The sequence below is a fragment of the Thermoanaerobacter brockii subsp. finnii Ako-1 genome (assembly GCF_000175295.2).
Lineage (GTDB): Bacteria > Bacillota > Thermoanaerobacteria > Thermoanaerobacterales > Thermoanaerobacteraceae > Thermoanaerobacter > Thermoanaerobacter pseudethanolicus.
Genome location: NC_014964.1, coordinates 2,324,346 through 2,344,824 on the forward strand (window position 1 = coordinate 2,324,346; position 20,479 = coordinate 2,344,824).

At 34.2% G+C, this 20,479-nt stretch carries 24 protein-coding genes; 1 reads left to right on the plus strand and 23 read right to left on the minus strand.

What is annotated here, in order from left to right; genetic code table 11:
- Window positions 1–4 precede the first annotated feature (4 nt).
- The 6 genes from THEBR_RS11505 to mscS all read right to left on the minus strand — a co-directional run bounded on the left by THEBR_RS11505 (window position 5) and on the right by mscS (window position 2,655).
- On the minus strand, window positions 5–313 hold the full coding sequence (locus THEBR_RS11505) for a MazG-like family protein (protein ID WP_003867433.1): 309 nt from the start codon (window positions 311–313) through the stop codon (window positions 5–7).
- Window positions 314–393: 80 nt separating this feature from the next.
- Window positions 394–660 carry a 30S ribosomal protein S18 gene (rpsR, locus tag THEBR_RS11510; RefSeq protein ID WP_003867432.1) on the minus strand — a complete coding sequence of 89 codons (267 nt, stop codon included), beginning with the start codon at window positions 658–660 and terminating at the stop codon, window positions 394–396.
- Window positions 661–675: 15 nt separating this feature from the next.
- Window positions 676–1,128, minus strand: a complete 453-nt coding sequence (locus THEBR_RS11515; protein ID WP_003867431.1) for a single-stranded DNA-binding protein — start codon at window positions 1,126–1,128, stop codon at window positions 676–678.
- A 31-nt stretch (window positions 1,129–1,159) separates the two neighbouring features.
- A complete protein-coding gene (rpsF, locus tag THEBR_RS11520; RefSeq protein ID WP_003867430.1) occupies window positions 1,160–1,447 on the minus strand; it encodes a 30S ribosomal protein S6 in 288 nt (95 codons plus the stop codon).
- A 67-nt stretch (window positions 1,448–1,514) separates the two neighbouring features.
- Window positions 1,515–1,721 carry a DUF951 domain-containing protein gene (locus tag THEBR_RS11525; protein ID WP_003867429.1) on the minus strand — a complete coding sequence of 69 codons (207 nt, stop codon included), beginning with the start codon at window positions 1,719–1,721 and terminating at the stop codon, window positions 1,515–1,517.
- 79 nt (window positions 1,722–1,800) lie between these two features.
- On the minus strand, window positions 1,801–2,655 hold the full coding sequence (gene mscS, locus THEBR_RS11530; RefSeq protein ID WP_003867428.1) for a small-conductance mechanosensitive channel MscS: 855 nt from the start codon (window positions 2,653–2,655) through the stop codon (window positions 1,801–1,803).
- 149 nt (window positions 2,656–2,804) lie between these two features.
- On the opposite strand from mscS, the gene yyaC reads away from it, so the two are divergent.
- Window positions 2,805–3,368 carry a spore protease YyaC gene (gene yyaC / locus THEBR_RS11535; protein WP_012269830.1) on the plus strand — a complete coding sequence of 188 codons (564 nt, stop codon included), beginning with the start codon at window positions 2,805–2,807 and terminating at the stop codon, window positions 3,366–3,368.
- 581 nt (window positions 3,369–3,949) lie between these two features.
- On the opposite strand, the gene cphA is transcribed toward yyaC, so the two are convergent.
- The 17 genes from cphA to rpmH form a co-directional block, all read right to left on the minus strand.
- Window positions 3,950–6,580: a cyanophycin synthetase gene (gene cphA / locus THEBR_RS11540; protein WP_012269831.1), complete on the minus strand. Its 2,631-nt coding sequence runs from the start codon at window positions 6,578–6,580 to the stop codon at window positions 3,950–3,952.
- On the minus strand, window positions 6,577–7,398 hold the full coding sequence (locus THEBR_RS11545) for a cyanophycinase (protein ID WP_003870009.1): 822 nt from the start codon (window positions 7,396–7,398) through the stop codon (window positions 6,577–6,579). The genes cphA and THEBR_RS11545 overlap by 4 nt, the downstream gene beginning before the upstream one ends.
- A gap of 83 nt (window positions 7,399–7,481) precedes the next feature.
- Window positions 7,482–8,354 (minus strand): diacylglycerol/lipid kinase family protein, encoded by an 873-nt coding sequence (locus tag THEBR_RS11550; RefSeq protein WP_012269832.1) that lies wholly within the window; start codon window positions 8,352–8,354, stop codon window positions 7,482–7,484.
- A gap of 19 nt (window positions 8,355–8,373) precedes the next feature.
- Window positions 8,374–8,877, minus strand: coding sequence for a DUF4446 family protein (locus THEBR_RS11555; RefSeq protein WP_012269833.1), 504 nt, complete (start codon window positions 8,875–8,877; stop codon window positions 8,374–8,376).
- 19 nt (window positions 8,878–8,896) lie between these two features.
- Complete coding sequence (locus THEBR_RS11560) at window positions 8,897–10,039, minus strand: aminotransferase class V-fold PLP-dependent enzyme (RefSeq protein WP_012269834.1); 1,143 nt, start codon at window positions 10,037–10,039, stop codon at window positions 8,897–8,899.
- 476 nt (window positions 10,040–10,515) lie between these two features.
- Complete coding sequence (locus tag THEBR_RS11565) at window positions 10,516–11,376, minus strand: ParB/RepB/Spo0J family partition protein (protein ID WP_012269835.1); 861 nt, start codon at window positions 11,374–11,376, stop codon at window positions 10,516–10,518.
- A gap of 23 nt (window positions 11,377–11,399) precedes the next feature.
- Complete coding sequence (locus THEBR_RS11570; RefSeq protein WP_012269836.1) at window positions 11,400–12,167, minus strand: ParA family protein; 768 nt, start codon at window positions 12,165–12,167, stop codon at window positions 11,400–11,402.
- A 119-nt stretch (window positions 12,168–12,286) separates the two neighbouring features.
- Window positions 12,287–13,093 (minus strand): nucleoid occlusion protein, encoded by an 807-nt coding sequence (gene noc / locus THEBR_RS11575; RefSeq protein WP_012269837.1) that lies wholly within the window; start codon window positions 13,091–13,093, stop codon window positions 12,287–12,289.
- 102 nt (window positions 13,094–13,195) lie between these two features.
- Window positions 13,196–13,642: an NUDIX domain-containing protein gene (locus THEBR_RS11580; RefSeq protein ID WP_003867417.1), complete on the minus strand. Its 447-nt coding sequence runs from the start codon at window positions 13,640–13,642 to the stop codon at window positions 13,196–13,198.
- Window positions 13,643–13,977: 335 nt separating this feature from the next.
- Window positions 13,978–14,700 carry a 16S rRNA (guanine(527)-N(7))-methyltransferase RsmG gene (gene rsmG, locus THEBR_RS11585; protein WP_012269838.1) on the minus strand — a complete coding sequence of 241 codons (723 nt, stop codon included), beginning with the start codon at window positions 14,698–14,700 and terminating at the stop codon, window positions 13,978–13,980.
- Window positions 14,681–16,582 carry a tRNA uridine-5-carboxymethylaminomethyl(34) synthesis enzyme MnmG gene (gene mnmG / locus THEBR_RS11590; protein ID WP_003867415.1) on the minus strand — a complete coding sequence of 634 codons (1,902 nt, stop codon included), beginning with the start codon at window positions 16,580–16,582 and terminating at the stop codon, window positions 14,681–14,683. Before mnmG ends, rsmG begins: the two co-directional genes overlap by 20 nt.
- A gap of 8 nt (window positions 16,583–16,590) precedes the next feature.
- A complete protein-coding gene (mnmE, locus tag THEBR_RS11595; protein WP_012269839.1) occupies window positions 16,591–17,973 on the minus strand; it encodes a tRNA uridine-5-carboxymethylaminomethyl(34) synthesis GTPase MnmE in 1,383 nt (460 codons plus the stop codon).
- Between the two features lie 93 nt (window positions 17,974–18,066).
- Complete coding sequence (gene jag, locus THEBR_RS11600; protein WP_009052056.1) at window positions 18,067–18,687, minus strand: RNA-binding cell elongation regulator Jag/EloR; 621 nt, start codon at window positions 18,685–18,687, stop codon at window positions 18,067–18,069.
- Between the two features lies 1 nt (window position 18,688).
- Window positions 18,689–19,309, minus strand: a complete 621-nt coding sequence (locus THEBR_RS11605) for a YidC/Oxa1 family membrane protein insertase (protein ID WP_009052055.1) — start codon at window positions 19,307–19,309, stop codon at window positions 18,689–18,691.
- An 18-nt stretch (window positions 19,310–19,327) separates the two neighbouring features.
- The gene (gene yidD / locus THEBR_RS11610; protein ID WP_009052054.1) at window positions 19,328–19,537 is read right to left on the minus strand and encodes a membrane protein insertion efficiency factor YidD; all 210 of its coding nucleotides are present in this window, start codon (window positions 19,535–19,537) and stop codon (window positions 19,328–19,330) included.
- Window positions 19,534–19,884 (minus strand): ribonuclease P protein component, encoded by a 351-nt coding sequence (gene rnpA, locus THEBR_RS11615; protein ID WP_009052053.1) that lies wholly within the window; start codon window positions 19,882–19,884, stop codon window positions 19,534–19,536. Before rnpA ends, yidD begins: the two co-directional genes overlap by 4 nt.
- A gap of 36 nt (window positions 19,885–19,920) precedes the next feature.
- Window positions 19,921–20,055: a 50S ribosomal protein L34 gene (gene rpmH / locus THEBR_RS11620; RefSeq protein WP_003867410.1), complete on the minus strand. Its 135-nt coding sequence runs from the start codon at window positions 20,053–20,055 to the stop codon at window positions 19,921–19,923.
- Window positions 20,056–20,479 lie beyond the last annotated feature (424 nt).

The window sequence follows — 20,479 nt, forward strand, 5'->3', positions numbered from 1 at the left end:
TAAATCACTCCCGTTTTCTACCCTTTATGTATCTTTCTAGCTCAGAAAAATTATATTCTCCTTCAAAGTTTTTATCAATAATTTGAAGCTTGAGTTTTTTTTGAAGCGCTTCATCTATTTCTTCAAAGTCATAACCTAATTTCTCTCCTAATAAATAGGCAAAAATTAAAATATCACAAAGATTATCTATTAATACTTCTCCATCTTCATCTTCGTTAAAAGCTTTAAAGAGAGAATATACTTTCCCTAAAAGGTTTATTTTTAAATTTTCAATGCTCATAATATTTTTGGCAATCTCAAGATTATTTTTCATACTTTTATTCCACCTTTATTTTTGACAGCTATTTTAAATAGTAAACTAAAAGAGGGCATCGCCCTCTTATAATTATATCATTATTCTACTGTATATGGTAGTAGTGCAATCTGTCTTGCTCTTTTAATAGCTTTTGTAAGCTGCCTTTGATGCCTTGCACAGTTTCCTGTAATTCTTCTCGGCAGAATTTTTCCTCTTTCTGTGATGTACTTGCGCAACCTTGCTACATCTTTGTAATCAATTTTGTCTATATTATCTGTGCAAAAAGCACAAACGCGCTTTTTCGCTTTTCTGCCTCTTTTTTTGGTAGCTGCGTTATCTTTTGCAGTAGTATTAGCTGTTGTCATTCTCCAACCTCCTTTTTAAAAAGGTAAATCATCTTCACTCTCTATAGGTGTAAAACCCTCAAACTCTTCCGGTATATCTTCAAATACACTGTCAAAGTCTTCATCAAAATCTCTATTTTCTTCAGCATTGCCACTGCTGCCAAAACCAGATTTCGGCTCTAAAAATCTCACGTCATCTGCTACTACTTCAGTAACCCAATGTCGATTGCCGCTATTATCATCCCATGTTCGGGTTTGAATGCTTCCAGTTACCGCTATTAACCTGCCTTTTTTTAAATTGTTAGCGCAAATTTCTGCAAGTTTTCTCCAAGTTACGATGGGTATGAAATCTGTAGGCCTTTCCCCGCTTTGAGTAACATAATTCCTGTTAACCGCTAATGTAAATGTGGTAACAGGAACCATGTTAGCACTATACCTCATCACAGGGTCTTTTGTAAGACGGCCTATTAAAATAACCTTATTTAACATTTTTAACCCACCTTTTTATATTAATAAATGATCATTCGTCAGTTCTTATTATTAAATATCTCAAAACGCCATCTGTGATCTTATAAACTCTCTCCAATTCCTGAGAAACCTTTGAGTCGCTGTTAAAGTTCATCAGTACATAATATCCCTCAGGCTTTTTGTCAATTAGATAGGCTAATTTTCTCTTACCCCATTCATCAAAATTGGTTATTTCTCCACCATTTTCAATGATGAGGTTTTTAAATCTTTCTATTAAGCCTTTTCTTTCCTCTTCACTTAAATCTGGAGAGAGAATGTACATTGTCTCGTATGACCTCATCTTTTCACCTCCTTTTGGACTAAACGGCCCCAAAAAGGGCAAGGCGGCAATCCATATCCATATTCTATCATTGTCCAGAGGGATTTTCAACTGTTTTTAAAATTTTTTTGATGCTCTTTTCAAATTTAGCTCTTGGCATCAAAACCATTCTTCCGCATTTCAAACATTTTATTCGAATATCCATACCCACTCTTAAAATTTCCCATTCATCAGAACCACAAGGATGCTTTTTTTTCATCTTTACAATATCTCCTACATGGAGTTCTTTTGGCAAAGCAATCACCTCTAACCAATCTATGAACTTAATAAATCAACCGAAAAGGTGCTTTGATTTTCACACATTACTAACCAAGTTATGTGTCAATATTTGTTATTGTAACATCTGTATGCGGATACGGGAATGTAATCTTTTCTCTATCAAATACTTTTTTTATCCTGTATCTTATATCCCTTTCAACTTCCCATTGTTTCATAGGCTCTGTTTTCGCAATAATCGTTATTAAAACTTGCGAGTCCTGAAAATCCGTAATTCCCAAAACTGTAGGGCCCTCTATCACATCATTCCTGGATTTTTTTATATCTTCACAAATTTGAGTGAGCACATTTATTATTCTATCAACGTCTTCCTCATAAGGAATACCTACATTTACAAGCGCTCTCATACTGCCTCGTGTATGGTTTGTTACAGTCTTTATTTCTCCATTTGGTATTATATGTAAATCGCCTGAAAAATCCCTTATTTTGCTTATTCTAAGTCCTACTTCTTCAACAAGACCCGAAAAATTATTTATCGTTATATAATCCCCAACTCCAAACTGATCTTCAAATATTATGAAAAACCCCGAAATCACGTCTTTGACTAGATTTTGAGCACCAAAACCTATAGCCAAACTGCCAATTCCGGCAACTGCCAATATTGATGTCATTTCTATGTTGAAAATTTTTAGTATTGAAGCAGCCGCAATGAAATAAATGACATATCTCAATATATTTTTGGTAAGGGACATTAAAGTGCCTATCTTTCTTTCAGGAAGCTGTATTTTTCCTTTTGTCTGTAATTTGTAAAACCTTGATATAAGTATGTCTCCTATTTTTATACCTATAAAAGCTATAACCAAAATTTTTATGATATCGAAAGTTACTTTTAATATTTTTATATCGTAAAGACTTGAAAATTTTTGGTATAGTTGAGCTATTGTCTCCATCATATCACCCGCTTCATTTCCTTTATATTTTATATATTACACAAGTAAGAAAGGTTTTTCAATAATTAAAACCGGAAATTACCTGTATTTAATTTTACATAGTTGACAAAAATATATTTGTAAGACTTATCAACTTAAGAAAGGAGAAACATATGGAGTTAATAAATATTGAAGACAAAAGTGCTGTAGGGCATTTTTATAAATTTTTCTCTAACTACCTGACAGAACTATATGATTATCGAAAAGAAATAGTTTTGCTGTGTATAGGGACTGATAGGTCCACAGGGGATAGCTTGGGACCTTTAATTGGTCATAAACTAAAGCCTCTTCTTAAAGGAAAAGCCCATGTCTTTGGTACTTTAGAAGAACCACTACATGCAAAAAACATACATCAGGTTTTAAAGTACATAAATTTAAATTATGGACGTCCTTTTATGATAGCGATAGACGCTTGTTTGGGTTCTTTAAACCACGTAGGTCATATCTCTGTTGGAAAAGGACCTATAAAGCCTGGAGCGGGGGTTTCTAAAGACCTGCCTCCTGTAGGAGATATGTTTGTTACAGGAATTGTCAATATCTCTGGTTTTATGGAATACATGGTGCTTCAAAATACAAGACTTAGAACTGTAATGAAAATGGCAGATATAATTTCTGTGGGAATATACAAGACAATAAATGAAATATATGAAGAAAGCAAAGTAAGGGCTCAGTTTTAAGCCCCTTCAGATTATAGACAAACCTTTTTATGAATAAAATGTGGTTGTTGGCGTTTTGCACAAGTGAAGCGACTGTGATAAAGTAGTTACTAAACTTAGCGAGACCGACAGACGAAGGCGAGGCCGCAGCCAAGGACGGCGGAGGCGGGCACCTGAGACAAGGAAGTCGAATGTGCCTGGAACCCCGCCTGAGTCCGAGGTCGAGTTTTAGTTTAGTCTACTTTATCACCCGGAGCAAACTGTGCAAAAATGCCAATAAATAATAATACTTTGTCAACAAACTGAGGGCTTAGTTTTAAACTCTCAGACTGTAGACAAACTTTCGTAAAGGAGATATTTTGCATAAGGAGCGACTTGTTACAAAGCGGTAACAAAACTTAGCAAGACCGAGGGTGGAGGCAGGGCCGAAGCCATGGATGGCGGAGGCGGGCACCTTAAGGCATGGATGCCGATTGTGCCCGGTACCCTGCCGGAGCCCGAAGGTCGAGCTTTAGTTTTGTCGCTTTGGAACATCGGAGCGACGATGCAAAATATCTCCTTTGAATATTTTTTAACTTTGTCAACAAACTGAGGGCTTAAACTCAAGCCCTTTCTAATTTTATTTCAATATTTTTCAAATCTTTGTTTTTGATAAACTCCTCTATCACCTCTATAATTGGCTGATATTTTTCATAAAAGACTACTATTAAATCTCCTGCTTCAGCATTGTACATAGCCGCCCTTAATGCTTCTGTCTCTTTTAAAATAGTCTTTATTTTTTTCCTATCTATACCCCCTTTTATTGCACCTTGTTCTAATAATTTAGCTACTTCTCCCGGTTTTCTACCTCTTAAATCTAAATCTTCTTTTATATATATAAAGTCAAATCCTTGACCACAAATTTCTCCTACTTTTAATATGCTGGAATTTATTCTATCTCCTGGAACTCCTATCACACCGATGAGCCTGTTCGCATCAAGTTTTTGTGCTGCTTCTATTACACTTTTTATTCCAGCTATGTTGTGGCCATAATCTACTAATACACGGAAATTACCTACATTAAATAAGTTAAACCTCCCAGGATTGTGTGTAGTATCGCAATAAAATGTCTTTATACCTTTTGCAATGATATTTATAGGCACTTTTACTCCATAAGAAGCAGCGATAGCTGCAAGAGCATTTTCCACGTTGTACAAAACTTTCCCTGACAAAGCTGCAGGAATCTCCTCTATCTTTACAACAGGAATTATTTGCCCATTCGCTATAACGATGACACCGTCTTTAACATATACTGCGATTCCGCCTTTTTCTATATGTTTTTTTACAGTGAGGTTATTATCATACATTGAAAAATATATTATTTTCCCTTTTGCCCTTTGGGCCAAATAAGTGGTCATCGGGTCATCAGCATTTAAAACACTATAACCGTCTTCCTTTACCGCTTCCACCACCAAAGCCTTAACAAAAGCCAAGTCTTCTAAAGTCTCTATCCCATCAATGCCAAGATGGTCTTCTGAAATATTGGTTATTACACCCACATCTGCCAAATCATAGCCTAAGCCTTCCCTTATAATACCTCCTCTTGCTGTTTCTAACACTGCAGCATCTATGTTTTTATCAGCAAGACAAGTTTTTGCACTTTTAGGGCCAGTATTGTCACCTTTGTAAACACAGGTGTCGTCGATATAAATGCCGTCAGTACAAGTCATTCCTACAGTATAGCCATAAGTTTTTAAAATATGAGCTGTCATCCTGGTGACTGTAGTTTTCCCGTTTGTGCCTGTAATAGATATAATAGGTATAGTAGCTTTGCTTCCTTTAGGGAAAAGCATATCTACAATCGCCTTTGCTACATTTCTAGGTTTACCTTTGCTAGGATAATGGTGCATCCTTATGCCCGGAGATGCATTTATTTCAATTATTGCTCCATTTTCTTTAGTTAGAGGCTTTTTTATGTCCTCCATTGTAATGTCTATACCAGCTATATCAAGGCCAATGGCTTTTGCCGCTCTTACAGCAATTTCTATGTTATATGGGTGAATGTCATCTGTTTTGTCTATTGCAATTCCTCCTGTACTTAAGTTTGCGCTTTCCCTTAAAAACACTTTTTGCCCTTTTTTAGGGATATCTTCTAGATCAAATCCTTGTTTTTTAAGGGTCATTTTAGAAATCGTATCTATTGTGAGTTTTGTGAGGGGTTTTTCATGGCCTTTTCCTCTTAAAGGATTTTTATTTTCCATTTCTACTAATTCTTCAATAGTATGAATTCCATCTCCTATCACATGGGCAGGAATTTTTTCAGCTACCGCTACTACTTTTTCACCTACAACTAATACTCTGTAATGTTTTCCCTTTATATGTTTTTCTACAATAACAAGGTCACTGTAAGCTTTGGCGTTTCTATAGGCTATACTTACTTCTTCTTTATTGGTTATGTTTAAATGAACTCCTTTGCCTTGATTTCCGTTGTAAGGTTTTATAGCGACAGGATATCCAATTTCTTCCGCAATAGCAATCGCTTCTTCTTCATTGTAAGCAACATCTCCTTCCGGCACAGGAAATCCATGGTCTCTTAAAATCTGCTTTGTCAAGATTTTATCTGATGCTATGTCTACAGCAATACAACTAGTATTTTGTGAAATTGTGCCTTCAATCATTTTTTGATATTTCCCATAACCTAGCCGCAAAATGCTTCCATTTCCCACCCTTGTAACTGGGATTCCCGCTTTTAAAGCTTCATTTTTTATAGCCATTGTGCTAGGCCCTAGTTCTATCTCAGCAATTATATTGCGTATTCTTTCTAGTCTTTCTTCTAAATCAAATTCTTCCCCCTGTATAAATTTATTTACCATTTCAACCGCTAATTTCCCCACTCTTATGCCACACTCTTCTAATCCATATTCATAAATTATATAATACAAATCCCCTTCTATATTTCTCGCTCTTCCAAATTTTACATCATACCCTAACATATTTTGTAGTTCCAAAATTATATGCTCTGTCACATGGGGTAAATAGGTGCCTTCCTCTAATCTCTTTAGAAATCCCCCTTCATATCCGTAAGAACAACTATGTTTTGATAGGCTAGGAAGCCGTTTTATCAATCTCTCATTAAAGTTGGGTATATCTTTTGTAGGAATATCCAATCTCTCTATATCTACTACCATTTTTATTACAGGTCTATGGCTGTATATATTTCTCCCTCGATATACCCTTATATCTTTAATAATCATACTTTATCCTCCTTGAGCTTGACTTTGGGTATCCATTTTTCTAAATCATAACCATAACCGGATGGCAATATGTGAAGTATAACATTGGTGAGGGCTAAAATTTCATTAGGACTTGATTCAGAAACATTAGAGTGTTTTAGCTTTCTTCCCTCCACTACTGTCACAGCATTTGACCCTATTACCCTAAATTCATTTTCTTCTACAACTATGGCAGTATCTTCATCAATCCCTATTCCGAGATTGTTTGGGTTTTGAGCAATTGCTGCAAGAAGCCTTCCAATGCGCCCTCTTTGTGCAAAATGTTGGTCAATTATTACATCTTTTAATAAACCTAATCCAGGAGCCATTTTGATAGTGCATTTCCTGGGAGAATCTTCATCATTTCCCTCCACAATCATAGTTTGTGACATCACCGAAGCCCCTGCACTTGTACCTACAATCAAAGTTCCTTCTTTGTGCAATTGTTTTAACAATTTATCTATGCCACTTCCTCCTAAAATACTGGTTATCCTCAATTGGTCACCACCTGTAAAAAAAACGCAACTGCAATCTTCAAGTACATCCCTTGCATAGTTTATTTCTTTGTCTTCCCTTGAATTTATGTTTACAACTTTTACATCATTTGCCCCTAATTTTTTAAAAATAGAAATGTACATATTGCCCACTTCCACAGGTTTTTCTGTGGCTGTTGTCATTACAACTATTCTACTCTCTCTTCCCCCAGCTAAACCTACAACTTCTCTCAATATTTCACATTTGTCCTCTTTGTCTTCTGCTCCTCCTATGATAATCAACTTTCCTTTTACTTTCTCCGCCATTTATCCGCCTCCAAAAAATAATAAACTCTCAGGTTTCATAATTTATTATTCCTGAGAGTTTAACGCAATATACTCTATTAAATTTACAGAGTGCATAATTTTATTGCATCTTTTTCCACTTTTATTTCCAGGTTTTTGATATATAATATTTCACCATCGACAGTAACAGGTACTTCTCGATCTGCCTCTATTTCTACTTTTTTTGCTCTATAAACTTCTACAATTTTAAGTTTAGTATGGGTTCCAAAAAGAACTAAGGGCAATAAAACCAATAATTTAATCTTACTTATTTTGTCAACAATCATGACATCTAAATAGCCATCATTAGGATCGGCACCCGGCAAAAGCTTTAAGCCGCCTCCATAATAGCTTAAAACTCCCGCTGCAAAAATTGTTATTTCTCTATTTAACTCTTTATCATCCATCTTTATCTTTACAGAATAGGGCTTGTACTTAAATAGGACATTTAAAAGGGCAGTCAAATAAACCCATATTCCAGATAAAAACTTTTTAAACCGCACAGCCATTGCCGCTGTTTCAGAAGCGATGCCTGTGCTTGTAATATTTCCAAAAGTTAATATATCGTTTATCACAGCTCCGTCTATAATTTTAATATTACCCATTATAAGCACATCAATAGCCTTTTCTAACTTTTTAGGTATGTGGAAAAATCTTGCAAAGTCATTTCCTGTCCCTACAGGAATAATTCCCAGTGCAGCCTGTGTACCTTTTATTCCATTTACTACTTCAAGTACAGTGCCATCTCCTCCTACTGCCGCCACAACTTTAAATCCACTAAGAGCTGCTTTTCTTGCTAATATTTTCCCTTCCCCTGCATATTTTGTTATAAAAATTTTGTAATCGATTAATTTCTTTTTCATGATCCTTCTAATTTCTGGAATCTTCCGATAGGCCCTTCCTCCACCCGCCACTGGGTTCACAATAAACGCAATCAAGGTTATCACTCCCTGTTTTTTACAAAGCTTTTCTTTTGGCTCTTTCTATAGCTTGTACTTCTTCAGCAGAAAGAGGATATTTAGATTGCCCTCTTTCAATAGGTTTTGCAAAAGTAGCCGTCTCATTCCTTCCGTATATTCCAGACAAAACAATACCATCATCATTGCTATCTAATAGGGCAATAGAAAAGCTCAAATCAGAGCCTACATCAGGAAAAGCATTATACCGCACCATTCCCACTTTTTTAATTGCTGTTTTTCCTTCTTTGTCTAAAGAATTTAAATCAATTCTTAACTTGTCTAATTTGTTTTTTATCTCTTCATTCTCTGTAAGGATTCTAGAAAAAATATCAAAGACATCTCCTTTTTCCAATGTTTTAATTACCTTATTATAAGTCCTGTTTAATCTTAAAAATTTCCCATTAATTATAAGTATGAAAATTAATTCTATAATTGATAAAACTGATAAAAACAGGATAATCATCGTAGCATTTTGAGAAATAATGTCTAAAAAGTTTTGCATAAGTTTCTCCTCCAATTCGTCAGAATGCTTTTTGCGAAATTATTTCAATAGCTTTTATAGCTTTTTCTACTTCTTCTTCAGTGTTAAAATATCCAATTCCAAATCTTAAAGTACCAGTCTTTAATGTGCCAATTGTTGAATGGGCTAATGGAGCGCAGTGTAATCCCGCTCGAGTGGCTATATCAAAGTCTCTATCCAAAATATAACTTATTTCTCCTACATCACTATCTTTTAATGTTATTGAAACTACTCCCACTCTTTCTTCAACTTTTTGAGGTCCATAAATTTTTACTCCTTTTATCTCTTTTAATCCCTCTATTAAAATTTTTGTAAGTCTTTTTTCCTGCTGATAAATATTTTTTATACCTACAGACTTTACAAATTTTACTCCTTCTTTAAGACCTGCAATCCCTGGAGTATTAGGAGTACCACTTTCTAATTTGTCTGGCATTAAATCAGGTTGATACATTGACTCTGACTTACTTCCCGTTCCCCCTTCTTCAAGAGGCAATATTTCTATACTTTTTCTTACATATAATCCTCCTGTCCCTTGAGGGCCGTACAATCCTTTGTGGCCAGGAAAAGCTAAAAGGTCAATGTTTTGTTTTTCTACATCTATAGGCAATACTCCCACCGTCTGGGCTGCATCCACCAAGAAAATTAAATTCATTTCCCGGGCAATATTCCCTATTTCCTCAATAGGCATTATTGTACCTGTCACATTGGAAGCATGGGTTATTGCAATCATTTTTGTTTTTTTTGTAATAGCTTCCTTTATATCCTCAGGGTCAATCTTTCCTTCCTCATTTGCTTTCACGATTGTAACTTCTATTCCCTTTTCTTTCAACGCCATAAGGGGCCTTATCATAGAATTATGCTCCATGCTAGAAGTTATTACATGATCTCCTTCCTTCAAAATACCCTTTAACGCAATATTCAAAGCTTCTGTTGTATTAGATGTAAATACCACTCTCATAGGGTCTTTAATATTGAAAATGCTGCATATCTCTTGCCTGGCTTCAAAAATAACCCTTCCTGATTCAAGTGCCATTTTGTGTCCGCCTCTCCCAGGGTTTCCGCAGTTTCTTAAAACTTTCTCTACTTCCCTATACACTTCCTCGGGTTTAGGCCAAGAAGTAGCAGCATTATCAAAATAAATCATAGTCCTATCTCCTTTAAATTAAATCTCCCGCTATTATAATATATGCAAACCTCCTTTTAGGGTTCTTAACTATATTTTATATTTATTTTTTCTCATTAGCAACAAAAAACTAATTAAAGTGTGTGTCAAAAGTTAATAGGTGAATAATATGCTGACATTTTGCACAGTTTGCTCCAGTGACATCGCAGGCTAAACTAACGCTCGACCTCGGACTCCGGCAGGGTTCCGGGCACATTCGACATCCTTGTATTAGTGCCCGCCTCCGCCCTCACAAGGCTCCGGCCCCGCCGACCTCTCTCAGTCTCGCTAAGTTTAGCTTCTGCTCTGTCAAGTCGCTTCTCTTGTGCAAAATGTCAGCAACATTACCTACTGAAATTTTACACGTACCTAATTAAATCTCTCGTTTTGCTTTAAAAATGGTAAAATTACTGCAAAATTGGATAAAATTAAAAGCCTCCATAAAAATAGGAGACTTTTTAGCCTTTTCCATAAATGATTTCAATAATTCTTGTCAAATCTTCTTCGCTATAATATTCTATTTGTATAATTCCTCTATCTTTACTTTTTTGTGATATCTTTACTTTTGTTCCTAAAAAACTACACAAATCATCTTCTATTTCTTTAATATGTACATCTATTTTGTTTGATTTTGTCTTTTGAGAGTTTTTTTCATTTTTTCGTAAAAGATTTTTCACCAAGTTCTCTGTTTCTCTTACGTTTAAATTTTCTTCCACAACTTTTTTTGCTGCCTCATACTGTAAACTTTTATTTGGCAAAGAAAGTATAACTTTTGCATGGCCTATTGTTATATCACCTTTCACTAACATTTCTTGTACTCTATCGTCGAGATTTAAAAGCCTTATGCTATTTGCAATTACCGAACGGCTCTTGCCAATTTTTTTAGATATCTCTTCTTGTGTAAGATTAAATTGTTCTATCAATGCTTTATATGCTTTTGCTTCTTCAATGGGATTTAAATCTTCCCTTTGCAAATTTTCGATCAAAGCTATTTCCATGACCTGTAAATCATCAAAATCCCTTACAATTGCTGGTATTTCAGAAAGTCCCGCAATTTTAGCAGCTCTCCAACGTCTTTCCCCTGCTACTATTTGATATCCAGAATCTACTTTTCTTACTATAATTGGCTGAATAACTCCATTTTGTTTAATAGATTCTGCTAATTCTTTCAAACTATCTTCATCAAATTGTTTTCTCGGTTGGTATTGATTGGGATGAATATAGGCTATATTTATCGTTTCTACCCCTTGTGGTTCCTCTGTTCGATATTCCGGTATAAGAGCTTGTAATCCTCTGCCTAACCCCTTTTTGCCCGCCATTTCACCACCACCTTCGTAATTTTTTATATTCCTGCCCTTTCTATCACTTCTACTGCCAATTCATCATATGCCTCTGCTCCTTTAGAACTAGGGTCATATATAGAAATTGGTTTTCCAAAACTTGGTGCTTCCCCCAAGCGAATATTTCGTGGAATAATTGTTCCATAAACTTTGTCTTTAAAAAATTTTTTCACCTCATCTACCACTTGTATAGATAAGTTTGTCCGAGCGTTAAACATAGTAAGAACTACACCCTCTATTTCCAATTCAGGGTTCAGACTCTTTTTTACAAGATTGATTGTATTCATAAGCTGGGTAAGTCCTTCTAAAGCATAATATTCACACTGAATTGGAACAATTACTGAATCAGCAGCAGTAAGAGCATTTATAGTCAAAAGTCCAAGTGATGGAGGACAATCTATTAATATATAATCAAATTCATCTTTAATTTGATTTACAGCATTTTTTAATTTATATTCTCGTGAAAGCATAGGGACCAATTCAATCTCTGCCCCTGCCAATTGAATACTAGATGGAACAATTGAAACTTTTAAATCCTTTAAAGGTATTATTGCATTTCTTATGTCTTCATCTTCAATCAGTACCGTATATGTAGTGTGCTTTAAAGAAGCCGGGTTTATCCCAAAGCCACTCGTCATATTACTTTGAGGATCTATATCTATACATAAAACTTTTTTCCCTTGTGTTGCTAAAGAATATCCTAAGTTTATAGTTGTGGTGGTTTTACCAACTCCACCTTTTTGATTTGCGATGGCAATAACTTTGCCCATTTTTTCACCCCCTTTTGCATGCAAATACCGGTTTAAGAGTTATCAATTTATATGTTTATTATATCATTGTTTATATCAATGTTCCACATGGAACATTATCAAGGGGGGTGAAAAAACTTTTACTTTTTTGAAATTTTGATTACAAACTCTATATACTCTTCCTTATCATTTTCAATATACTCTGCCGGCACACCAGATTTTTTCATCAAATCTACAGCTTGTTTCACTGTATTTACAAAAATTCTTATGTCCTTATAAAATTTCATCATTTTTTTGTTTTCTTTTTTAACTTGTTCCGGTTGCTTTGTTATTTTGTCTATCATGTCTTGTATCAATTTTTCTGTTTGACTCACGTTTAATTTTTTCTTTATAATTATTTCTAGTGCCTTTTTTTGTAGCTCTTCATCAGGAAGTCTCAAAAGTGCCCTGGCATGCCGCTCCGTTAAATCATTTTCCAATAGCTGTTCTTTTATCTCTTTGCTAAGCTTCAAAATCCTTAATTTGTTAGCAATAGTTGATTGGCTTTTACCCAAAATCCTTGCTAATTGTTCCTGTGTTAAATGGTGGTCGTTTATTAAATTGTAATATGCTTCCGCCTCTTCAATAAAATTGAGATTTTCTCTTTGTAAATTTTCAATTAAAGCTAAAACAGCCGAGTCTTCATCTTGCGCGTTTATAATTATCGCTGGTATCTCCGCAAGACCTGCCAATTTAGAAGCCCTTAACCGCCTTTCCCCCGCTACTAACTCATAAAAATTATTGTACACCATTCTTACAGTAATAGGTTGCAATACCCCATAAGCTTTAATGGACTCTGCTAATTCTTGTAAATTCTTTATATCAAAGTTCTTTCGCGGCTGATATGGATTAGGCCTTATTGAATCAATAGGCAAATAACAAATTTCTTGTGTTTTACTCGATACCACTTTTACACACCCCGCTCTTAAAACAATTAAAAAATTTTTCTACAATATATATTCGACAAATAATGTAAAATTCCTCCTTAAATTCAAATATATTGTTAAAAATTATAAAAAAGTTTCGGGAATTGGAATAAGGTTATTAAAAAAATTTTTTTGCTGTATAAGCTCTGCCAATTTTTGGGGATAAACTTGATAGTTTTTCAAATCCTTAAGGTCAATCCATTTTACCTCTTTTAAAATCTGTTTCTCTTTAGGAAATTCAGGGTCACTCCCTAAGGTCAAATTTCCCCCAATAATAGAAGAATAAAAATACGTCACATAGTAAATATCATATTCCTGAATATAACAGACACCTTTAAGTTTAATGTCATAGCCTGTCTCTTCTTTACATTCTCTTATAGCAGCTGCTGCTACTGACTCATTTTCTTCTACTCTGCCTCCAGGAAAAACCCATGCTATTTCCTCCCCATCTTGATGTTTTACTAAGAGAACTTTTCCTTCTTCAACAATGACCACTCTCGCAACTAAAAAGCTCGCTCTAAATTTTAACATTTTTTCTTCCCTCATTCCAAGATTGGTAAGTTATTTAGGATATTTATATTAAAATTATACCACAAAAAATTTTATAAAAATAAAAAAAACAGTCTAAAAGTAATTTTAGACTGCCAGACTGTAGACAAACCTTTTTTCATATAAAAGAGGCATTTTGCATTTGTGAAGCGACTTGTTACAAAGCGCCAACTAAACTTAGCGAGACCGAGGAACGGAGGCAGGGCCGAAGCCAAGGAGGGCGAAGGCGGGCATAAGGCAAGGACGCCGAATGTGCCCGACGCTACGGAGTCCGAGGGGAAGCTTATGTTTAGTCGCCGAAATTTTCTCCTTTAAGTTTATAAAGGAGATCTTTGTATAGCATTTGCCCTTCTAGGATACTTTGTAGGGCAATTGTCTATTTTTTTAATAATCACCAAATGATGAACTATATCACTATAAGGAAGTTTAATTTCCTTTACTTCCTCGATTTCCCCCTTTAATTCCTTCAAAGCTCTTTGACTATTTTCTATTTCCTCTTCAATCTCTCTTCCTTTTAAAGCAATAAAATAACCATCTACTTTTACAAAAGGAAGAGTGTACTCCAACAAAATATTTAAAGGTGCAACAGCTCTTGCCATGGATAAATCAAATTGTTCTCTATATTTTATGTCTTTTCCTATATCTTCTGCTCTTCCGTGAATTAATTCTATTTCATTTATACCCAATTTATTTATAACCTCTTCTAAAAAAGTAATTCTTTTTTTAGAAGAGTCTAAAAGAGTAGCTTTTAATTTAGGGAACACAATTTTTAAAGGAATACAAGGAAAACCAGCACCTGTACCAACATCTATAATTTTTTCTTCCTCTTTTATTTTTCCACTCTTAACCACAGATAAGCTATCTAAGAAATGCTTAATCACAACTTCACTTTCTTCTGTAATTGCCGTTAAATTCATCTTCTGATTCCATTCCAATAAAAGAGCATAATATTTTTGGAAATGTTCCACATGGAACATTTCCAAAAATATACCCCACTCTTTAGCGCCCTCAATTAGCATTTCAACCGATTTGTTCTTCATCTTCTTTATTTCTCCTTAACTGCTGCATGTAAATTAAAAGCACAGAAATATCAGCAGGCGAAACTCCTGAAATACGAGAAGCCTGTCCAATTGAAGTAGGTCTTATTTTTGTCAATTTTTCTTTTGCTTCATTGCTTAAACCATGAATTTGATAATAATCAATATCTTCTGGAATCTTTTTGTTTTCTAATGCTTTAAAGTGTTCAACTTGCCTTAGTTGTTTCATTATATATCCTTCATATTTAATATTTATGTCTATTTGTTCAGCAACACTGTCTAAAATATCATCGGGCCTGTTTTTATCCAAAAATTTAGTAGACTTATAATCAATTTCAGGTCGCTTTAGCAAAGTATAAAGGTCAACTCCTGTAACTAAAGGAGTACTTCCTTTAGATATGAGAAAATTGTTGACTTCCTCAGAAGGTTTTATCATAACGCCAAGAAGTCTTCGCATTTCTTTTTCTAACTGGATCTTCTTCTTTAAAAATTTTTGATATCTTTCTTCTGTTACAAGGCCGATTTTATACCCTAGTTCTGTCAATCTAAAATCTGCATTATCTTGTCTTAATAAAAGTCTATATTCAGCTCTCGAAGTAAGCATCCTATAAGGCTCATTTGTACCTTTTGTAACTAAATCATCAATCAACACTCCTATATAAGCTTGAGACCTATCCAAAATCACAGAAGGTTTGTTTAAAAGCTTCATAGCAGCATTTATTCCCGCCATCAAACCTTGAGCAGCCGCTTCTTCATATCCAGATGTACCATTGACTTGTCCTGCAAAGTACAACCCTTCAATTTTTTTAGATTCTAAAGTAGCTTTTAATTGCGTTGGGTCTATACAGTCATATTCAATAGCATAAGCTGGCCTCATCACTCTTACATTTTCAAGGCCAGGAACAGTCCTCAAAAATTCCAGTTGCACATCTTCAGGCAAACTAGAAGACATACCTTGTACATACATTTCATAAGTATTTAATCCTTCTGGTTCAATAAAAATTTGATGTCTTTCTTTGTGAGGAAACTTTACAACTTTATCTTCAATAGAAGGACAGTATCTTACTCCTACCCCTGTTATTTCACCACTAAAAAGAGGAGAACGGTGAATATTTGCCATTATTATTTCATGAGTTCTTTTATTCGTATAAGTGAGCCAACAGGGCAACTGTTCTATTTCGATTTTATCATGCATATAGGAAAAAGGAGTAATGACTTCATCCCCCGGCTGTATTTCCATTTTGGAAAAATCAATACTTCTTTTATCAACTCTCGCAGGAGTACCTGTTTTAAATCTCATCAATTTAAAACCTAATCTTTTCAAAGTCTCAGAAAGCTGATTAGCTGGAAAAAGTCCGCTAGGTCCACTGTCAAAACTTACATCACCAATTATAACTCTTCCTTTTAAGAAGGTACCTGTAGTAATAATACAAGCTTTACATTTATATATCGCACCTAATTTTGTTACAACCCCTGTAACTTTGTTGTCTTCTACCAAAATGTCTACAATTTCCGCCTGTTTTATATCAAGGTTTTCTTGTCTTTCTAAAGTGTACTTCATGTTCATCTGGTAAAGTTTTTTGTCAACTTGTGCTCTCAAAGACCTTACAGCAGGGCCTTTACTGGTATTCAAAGTACGAATTTGTAATAAAGATTTGTCTGTATTTATAGCCATTTCCCCACCTAAAGCGTCAATCTCTCTCACCAACTGAGCCTTGGCAGGGCCTCCAATAGAAGGATTGCAAGCCATCAAAGCAATAGAATCTAAGTTGACAGCAAAACCCACTGTTTTAAGTCCCAACCTTGCACAAGCGAGAGCAGCCTCACTGCCCGCATGTCCCAACCCAACAACTGCAACATCGTATTCACCAGCAATAAAATTCATACTTTCACCTACTTTCCCACACAAAATCTCTCAAAAATTTCATTTATTAAATCCTCAGTTGCCGTCTCTCCAGTAATTTTACCTAATTGGTCAAGAGCCGCATTTAAATCAATTGTAATTAGGTCTTCACTATACCCCCCTTCAATAGCTTCAACACAGCTTTCCATATACTTTTTAGCATTAATGAGCGCTTCTTTGTGCCGCGAATTTATGACTATTTCATCTTCCCTCAAACTTATGTCTCCTCTAAACACCAAATTATAAATAGTGTTTTCTAATTCTTCTAATCCAATTTTTTCAACAGTCGAAACCTCTATTATTATACCATCTTTGGTAAGATCTTTTAATTCTTTTTCATCAATTTTTTTAGGTAGATCTATCTTATTCAACACAAATATGATGTTTTTACCTGTTAAAATGTCAAAAATTTCGTAGTCTTCTTTAGTCAACTCTCTTGAGGCATCCAGCACAAACAATATTAAATCTGCTTCAGCCAGAACTTCTTTGCTTTTAGTAACCCCTATTTTTTCCACCAATTCATCTGTATCTCTAATTCCTGCTGTATCAATAAGCTTTATTGGAATACCTTTTACATTAACATATTCTTCAATAATGTCTCTGGTAGTTCCTGGTATATCTGTGACAATGGCTCTATTTTCTTTTAATAAGGCATTTAAAAGAGAAGATTTACCCACATTTGGTTTACCAATTATGGCAGTTTTAAGTCCTTCTCTTATAATCCTTCCACTTTCAGAAGATGCAATGAGTTTATCGATATCTTCTACTATTTCCTTAGCAGTTTCTAATATTTCTTTTCTCTCAAGTTCTTCCACATCTTCTTCAGGAAAATCTATTAAAGCTAAAAGATGGACTAATAGACCCATGATTTTATCTTTCATTTCCTTTATTTTACTTCCAACATATCCAACCAACTGTTTCTGAGCATATCTATTAGCAAGCATAGTTTTTGCCCTTATTATATCTATGACCGCTTCTGCCTGAGACAAATCAATTCTTCCGTTTAAGAAAGCCCTCTTTGTAAATTCTCCTGGCTCCGCTAGTCTCGCTCCTTGCTTTAATACTAGTTCAAGAATTTTGGAAGTAACTACTATACCTCCATGACAATTTATTTCAACTATATCTTCCCTCGTATAAGTATTAGGTTTTTTCATAATAGATACCAGAACTTCATCATAAACTTCTTCTGTTTCAGGGTCTACTATATGTCCATAATGTAAAGTATGACTTTTCACTTTTTTTATATCTTTAGACTTATAGGGTTTAAAAATTTTTGAAATTATTTCTAAAGCATCATCTCCACTTAATCTAACTATTCCAATTCCTGCTTCCCCTGGAAAAGTGGAAATAGCTGCAATTGTATCAAAAACCATTTTCATCACCAACCAAAAAATTGTCTTATAAAATAATATACCAATGTTTTCACTTTTTCAATCAGAAATATAAAAAAAACCCTTGACAGGGTATTATTTTAAAGCTATTATGACTCTTCTATTAGGCTCCTCTCCTTCACTATAAGTCTCTACATATGGATGGTCCTGCAAAGCCATGTGAATTATTCGCCTTTCATTAGGACTCATAGGCTCTAATTCAACGCTTTCTTTTGTCTCCATTACTTGTTTGGCTAATTTTTTCGCAAGCCTAATTAGAGTCTCTTCCCTTCTTTTTCTATAATTTTCTGCATCTAATATAATTCTTCTATATCTATCATATTCTCTATACTTGCTGGCAACAACATTTACAAGATATTGCAATGAATCTAATGTCTCACCCCTATGACCTATCAACAACCCCACATTTTTTCCATATAAATTAAACTTTATAGTATCCTCATCTTCTTCTATATCAAACTTAACATCTAATTTCATCGCCTCAATTACTTGCTGTAAAAAATTTTTAGCGCTCTCCTTTATTACATCTTTTAAAATTACTTTGACTATCGCCTGCTTGCTTATAAGACCTAGAAAACCTTTACCCCCTTCATCCAACACTTCCACTTGTACCATTTCCCTCGGTACGCCAAATTCCTGTAAGGCAAGATTTACAGCTTCTTCCACCGTCTTGCCTGTCCTTATAAGCTCTTTCAACTTATGATTCCCCCTTAGCAGTATTTGTCTCTCTCATAAAAATATACTGCTGCACTATCTGAAATATATTGCTTGTAACCCAATATATTCCTACTCCTGCCGGCAGAGAAACAGTTATCCATCCCATAAAAATTGACATCATTATATTCATAGAATTTTGACTTTTGTCTGTTGCTACCATGGCAGAAGATATATAAGTAGTCACAGCAGCTAAAATAGGAATTATATAATAAGGGTCCTTTTGTGCAAGACTATGTATCCATAAAAAAGAAGCAGTTGAAAAAGCTGGATAAGTTCTAAGCATTGTAAAAAGCGGCCACAATATTATCAAAGGCAAAAGCATAGGTAAACATCCACCAAAGGGATTTACTTTCTTCTCTTGATACAATTTCATTGTTTCCATGTTTAATTTTTGAGGGTCTTTAGCATACTTCTTTTGAAGCTCCTGCACAAGAGGTTGTATTTCTTTCATCTTTTTCATCGTATTCATTTGCTGTATATAAAAAGGCAAAAGAAGTATTCTTATTAAAATAGTAAAAATAATTATAGCGATACCATAATTTCCTACATAATGATGTATAAATTCTAACAACTGTCCTAAATACACAGCAATTGTTGTCATAATAATACCTCCAAAAATTTATTTTACAGGGTCATATCCCCCGGGATTAAAGGGATTGCACCTTAAAATCCGCCAAATTGACATAATTCCGCCCTTTAAAAGTCCATACTTTGATATTGCTTCTATAGAATATTGAGAACAAGTTGGGTAAAATCTACAGCTCCTTGGCTTCATAGGCGAAATATATCTTTGATACAACTTAATTAAAAAAATAACAACATTTTTCATTTTTCATTCCCCGCATAAAGAGGTGTTTTCATAATTAATTTTCTCATGGAATTTTTTAAAGTGTGAAAATCAGCCTCTACAATTTTTCCTCTTGCGACAAAAATTATATCAAAACCTGTTTTTATCTCAATATCTAAAAGTCTAAAACTTTCATGTAAAAGCCTTCTAACTCTATTTCTTACCACACTTTTACCTATTTTTTTACTCACTGAATAGCCAACTCTATTAAAACCTAAATTATTTTCCATATAATACATTACAACAAACTGATTAGCAACAGATTTTCCATTTGAATAAACCTTTTTAAATTCATAACTTTTTTTAATTTTTACAATCTTTCTCCTCATTTATACCTCCGGATTGTAAAAAAGGCCCTAAAGGCCTCACGCTGTCAATCTATGTCTACCTTTTTGTCTTCTTCTTTTTAAAACATTGCGACCGCTTTTGGTAGACATTCTCTTTCTAAAACCGTGCACTTTTTTTCTATGTCTTTTTTTGGGTTGATAAGTGCGAAGCATTGCCACACCTCCTAAAACCTAAAAAATGCTATAAAAATTATAACGTTAATTAAGGAGGATGTCAACAAGACTTTTTAAAATAAGAAAATTATCAACAACTTAAGAATCATCTACACACACCTGTAGACAAAATTATTTTTCTTATTGATAATCTGTTGATAATTTGCTATTATAAAATTAAACTGTTGATAACTTGAGTAAATTGTAGCCACAGAAATAACAACTTATTCACAAGTTGTTGATAAGTTTGTGGATAAGTTGTTATTTCAATGTTAGTTTCCTTATTCATCATATTTATAATCAAGGTATTTTAATTTTTTTATCAGTTTCTTTATCAAAATATTTTTTATCAACAATATCTGCACATGTGTTTTTGCAAAAGTTATCAAATTAAAAAATTCACAAAACTAAATTTAACTTATTA

What these genes read in the sequence shown, in the direction of transcription:
- THEBR_RS11505 (WP_003867433.1), bottom strand. Translation starts at nt 313, where the DNA reads ATGAAAAATAATCTTGAGATTGCCAAAAATATTATGAGCATTGAAAAT.
- rpsR (WP_003867432.1), bottom strand. Translation starts at nt 660, where the DNA reads ATGACAACAGCTAATACTACTGCAAAAGATAACGCAGCTACCAAAAAA.
- THEBR_RS11515 (WP_003867431.1), bottom strand. Translation starts at nt 1,128, where the DNA reads ATGTTAAATAAGGTTATTTTAATAGGCCGTCTTACAAAAGACCCTGTG.
- rpsF (WP_003867430.1), bottom strand. Translation starts at nt 1,447, where the DNA reads ATGAGGTCATACGAGACAATGTACATTCTCTCTCCAGATTTAAGTGAA.
- mscS (WP_003867428.1), bottom strand. Translation starts at nt 2,655, where the DNA reads ATGATGGAGACAATAGCTCAACTATACCAAAAATTTTCAAGTCTTTAC.
- yyaC (WP_012269830.1), top strand. Translation starts at nt 2,805, where the DNA reads ATGGAGTTAATAAATATTGAAGACAAAAGTGCTGTAGGGCATTTTTAT.
- cphA (WP_012269831.1), bottom strand. Translation starts at nt 6,580, where the DNA reads ATGATTATTAAAGATATAAGGGTATATCGAGGGAGAAATATATACAGC.
- THEBR_RS11545 (WP_003870009.1), bottom strand. Translation starts at nt 7,398, where the DNA reads ATGGCGGAGAAAGTAAAAGGAAAGTTGATTATCATAGGAGGAGCAGAA.
- THEBR_RS11555 (WP_012269833.1), bottom strand. Translation starts at nt 8,877, where the DNA reads ATGCAAAACTTTTTAGACATTATTTCTCAAAATGCTACGATGATTATC.
- THEBR_RS11560 (WP_012269834.1), bottom strand. Translation starts at nt 10,039, where the DNA reads ATGATTTATTTTGATAATGCTGCTACTTCTTGGCCTAAACCCGAGGAA.
- THEBR_RS11565 (WP_012269835.1), bottom strand. Translation starts at nt 11,376, where the DNA reads ATGGCGGGCAAAAAGGGGTTAGGCAGAGGATTACAAGCTCTTATACCG.
- THEBR_RS11570 (WP_012269836.1), bottom strand. Translation starts at nt 12,167, where the DNA reads ATGGGCAAAGTTATTGCCATCGCAAATCAAAAAGGTGGAGTTGGTAAA.
- THEBR_RS11580 (WP_003867417.1), bottom strand. Translation starts at nt 13,642, where the DNA reads ATGTTAAAATTTAGAGCGAGCTTTTTAGTTGCGAGAGTGGTCATTGTT.
- rsmG (WP_012269838.1), bottom strand. Translation starts at nt 14,700, where the DNA reads ATGAAGAACAAATCGGTTGAAATGCTAATTGAGGGCGCTAAAGAGTGG.
- mnmG (WP_003867415.1), bottom strand. Translation starts at nt 16,582, where the DNA reads ATGAATTTTATTGCTGGTGAATACGATGTTGCAGTTGTTGGGTTGGGA.
- mnmE (WP_012269839.1), bottom strand. Translation starts at nt 17,973, where the DNA reads ATGGTTTTTGATACAATTGCAGCTATTTCCACTTTTCCAGGGGAAGCA.
- THEBR_RS11605 (WP_009052055.1), bottom strand. Translation starts at nt 19,309, where the DNA reads ATGACAACAATTGCTGTGTATTTAGGACAGTTGTTAGAATTTATACAT.
- yidD (WP_009052054.1), bottom strand. Translation starts at nt 19,537, where the DNA reads ATGAAAAATGTTGTTATTTTTTTAATTAAGTTGTATCAAAGATATATT.
- rnpA (WP_009052053.1), bottom strand. Translation starts at nt 19,884, where the DNA reads ATGAGGAGAAAGATTGTAAAAATTAAAAAAAGTTATGAATTTAAAAAG.
- rpmH (WP_003867410.1), bottom strand. Translation starts at nt 20,055, where the DNA reads ATGCTTCGCACTTATCAACCCAAAAAAAGACATAGAAAAAAAGTGCAC.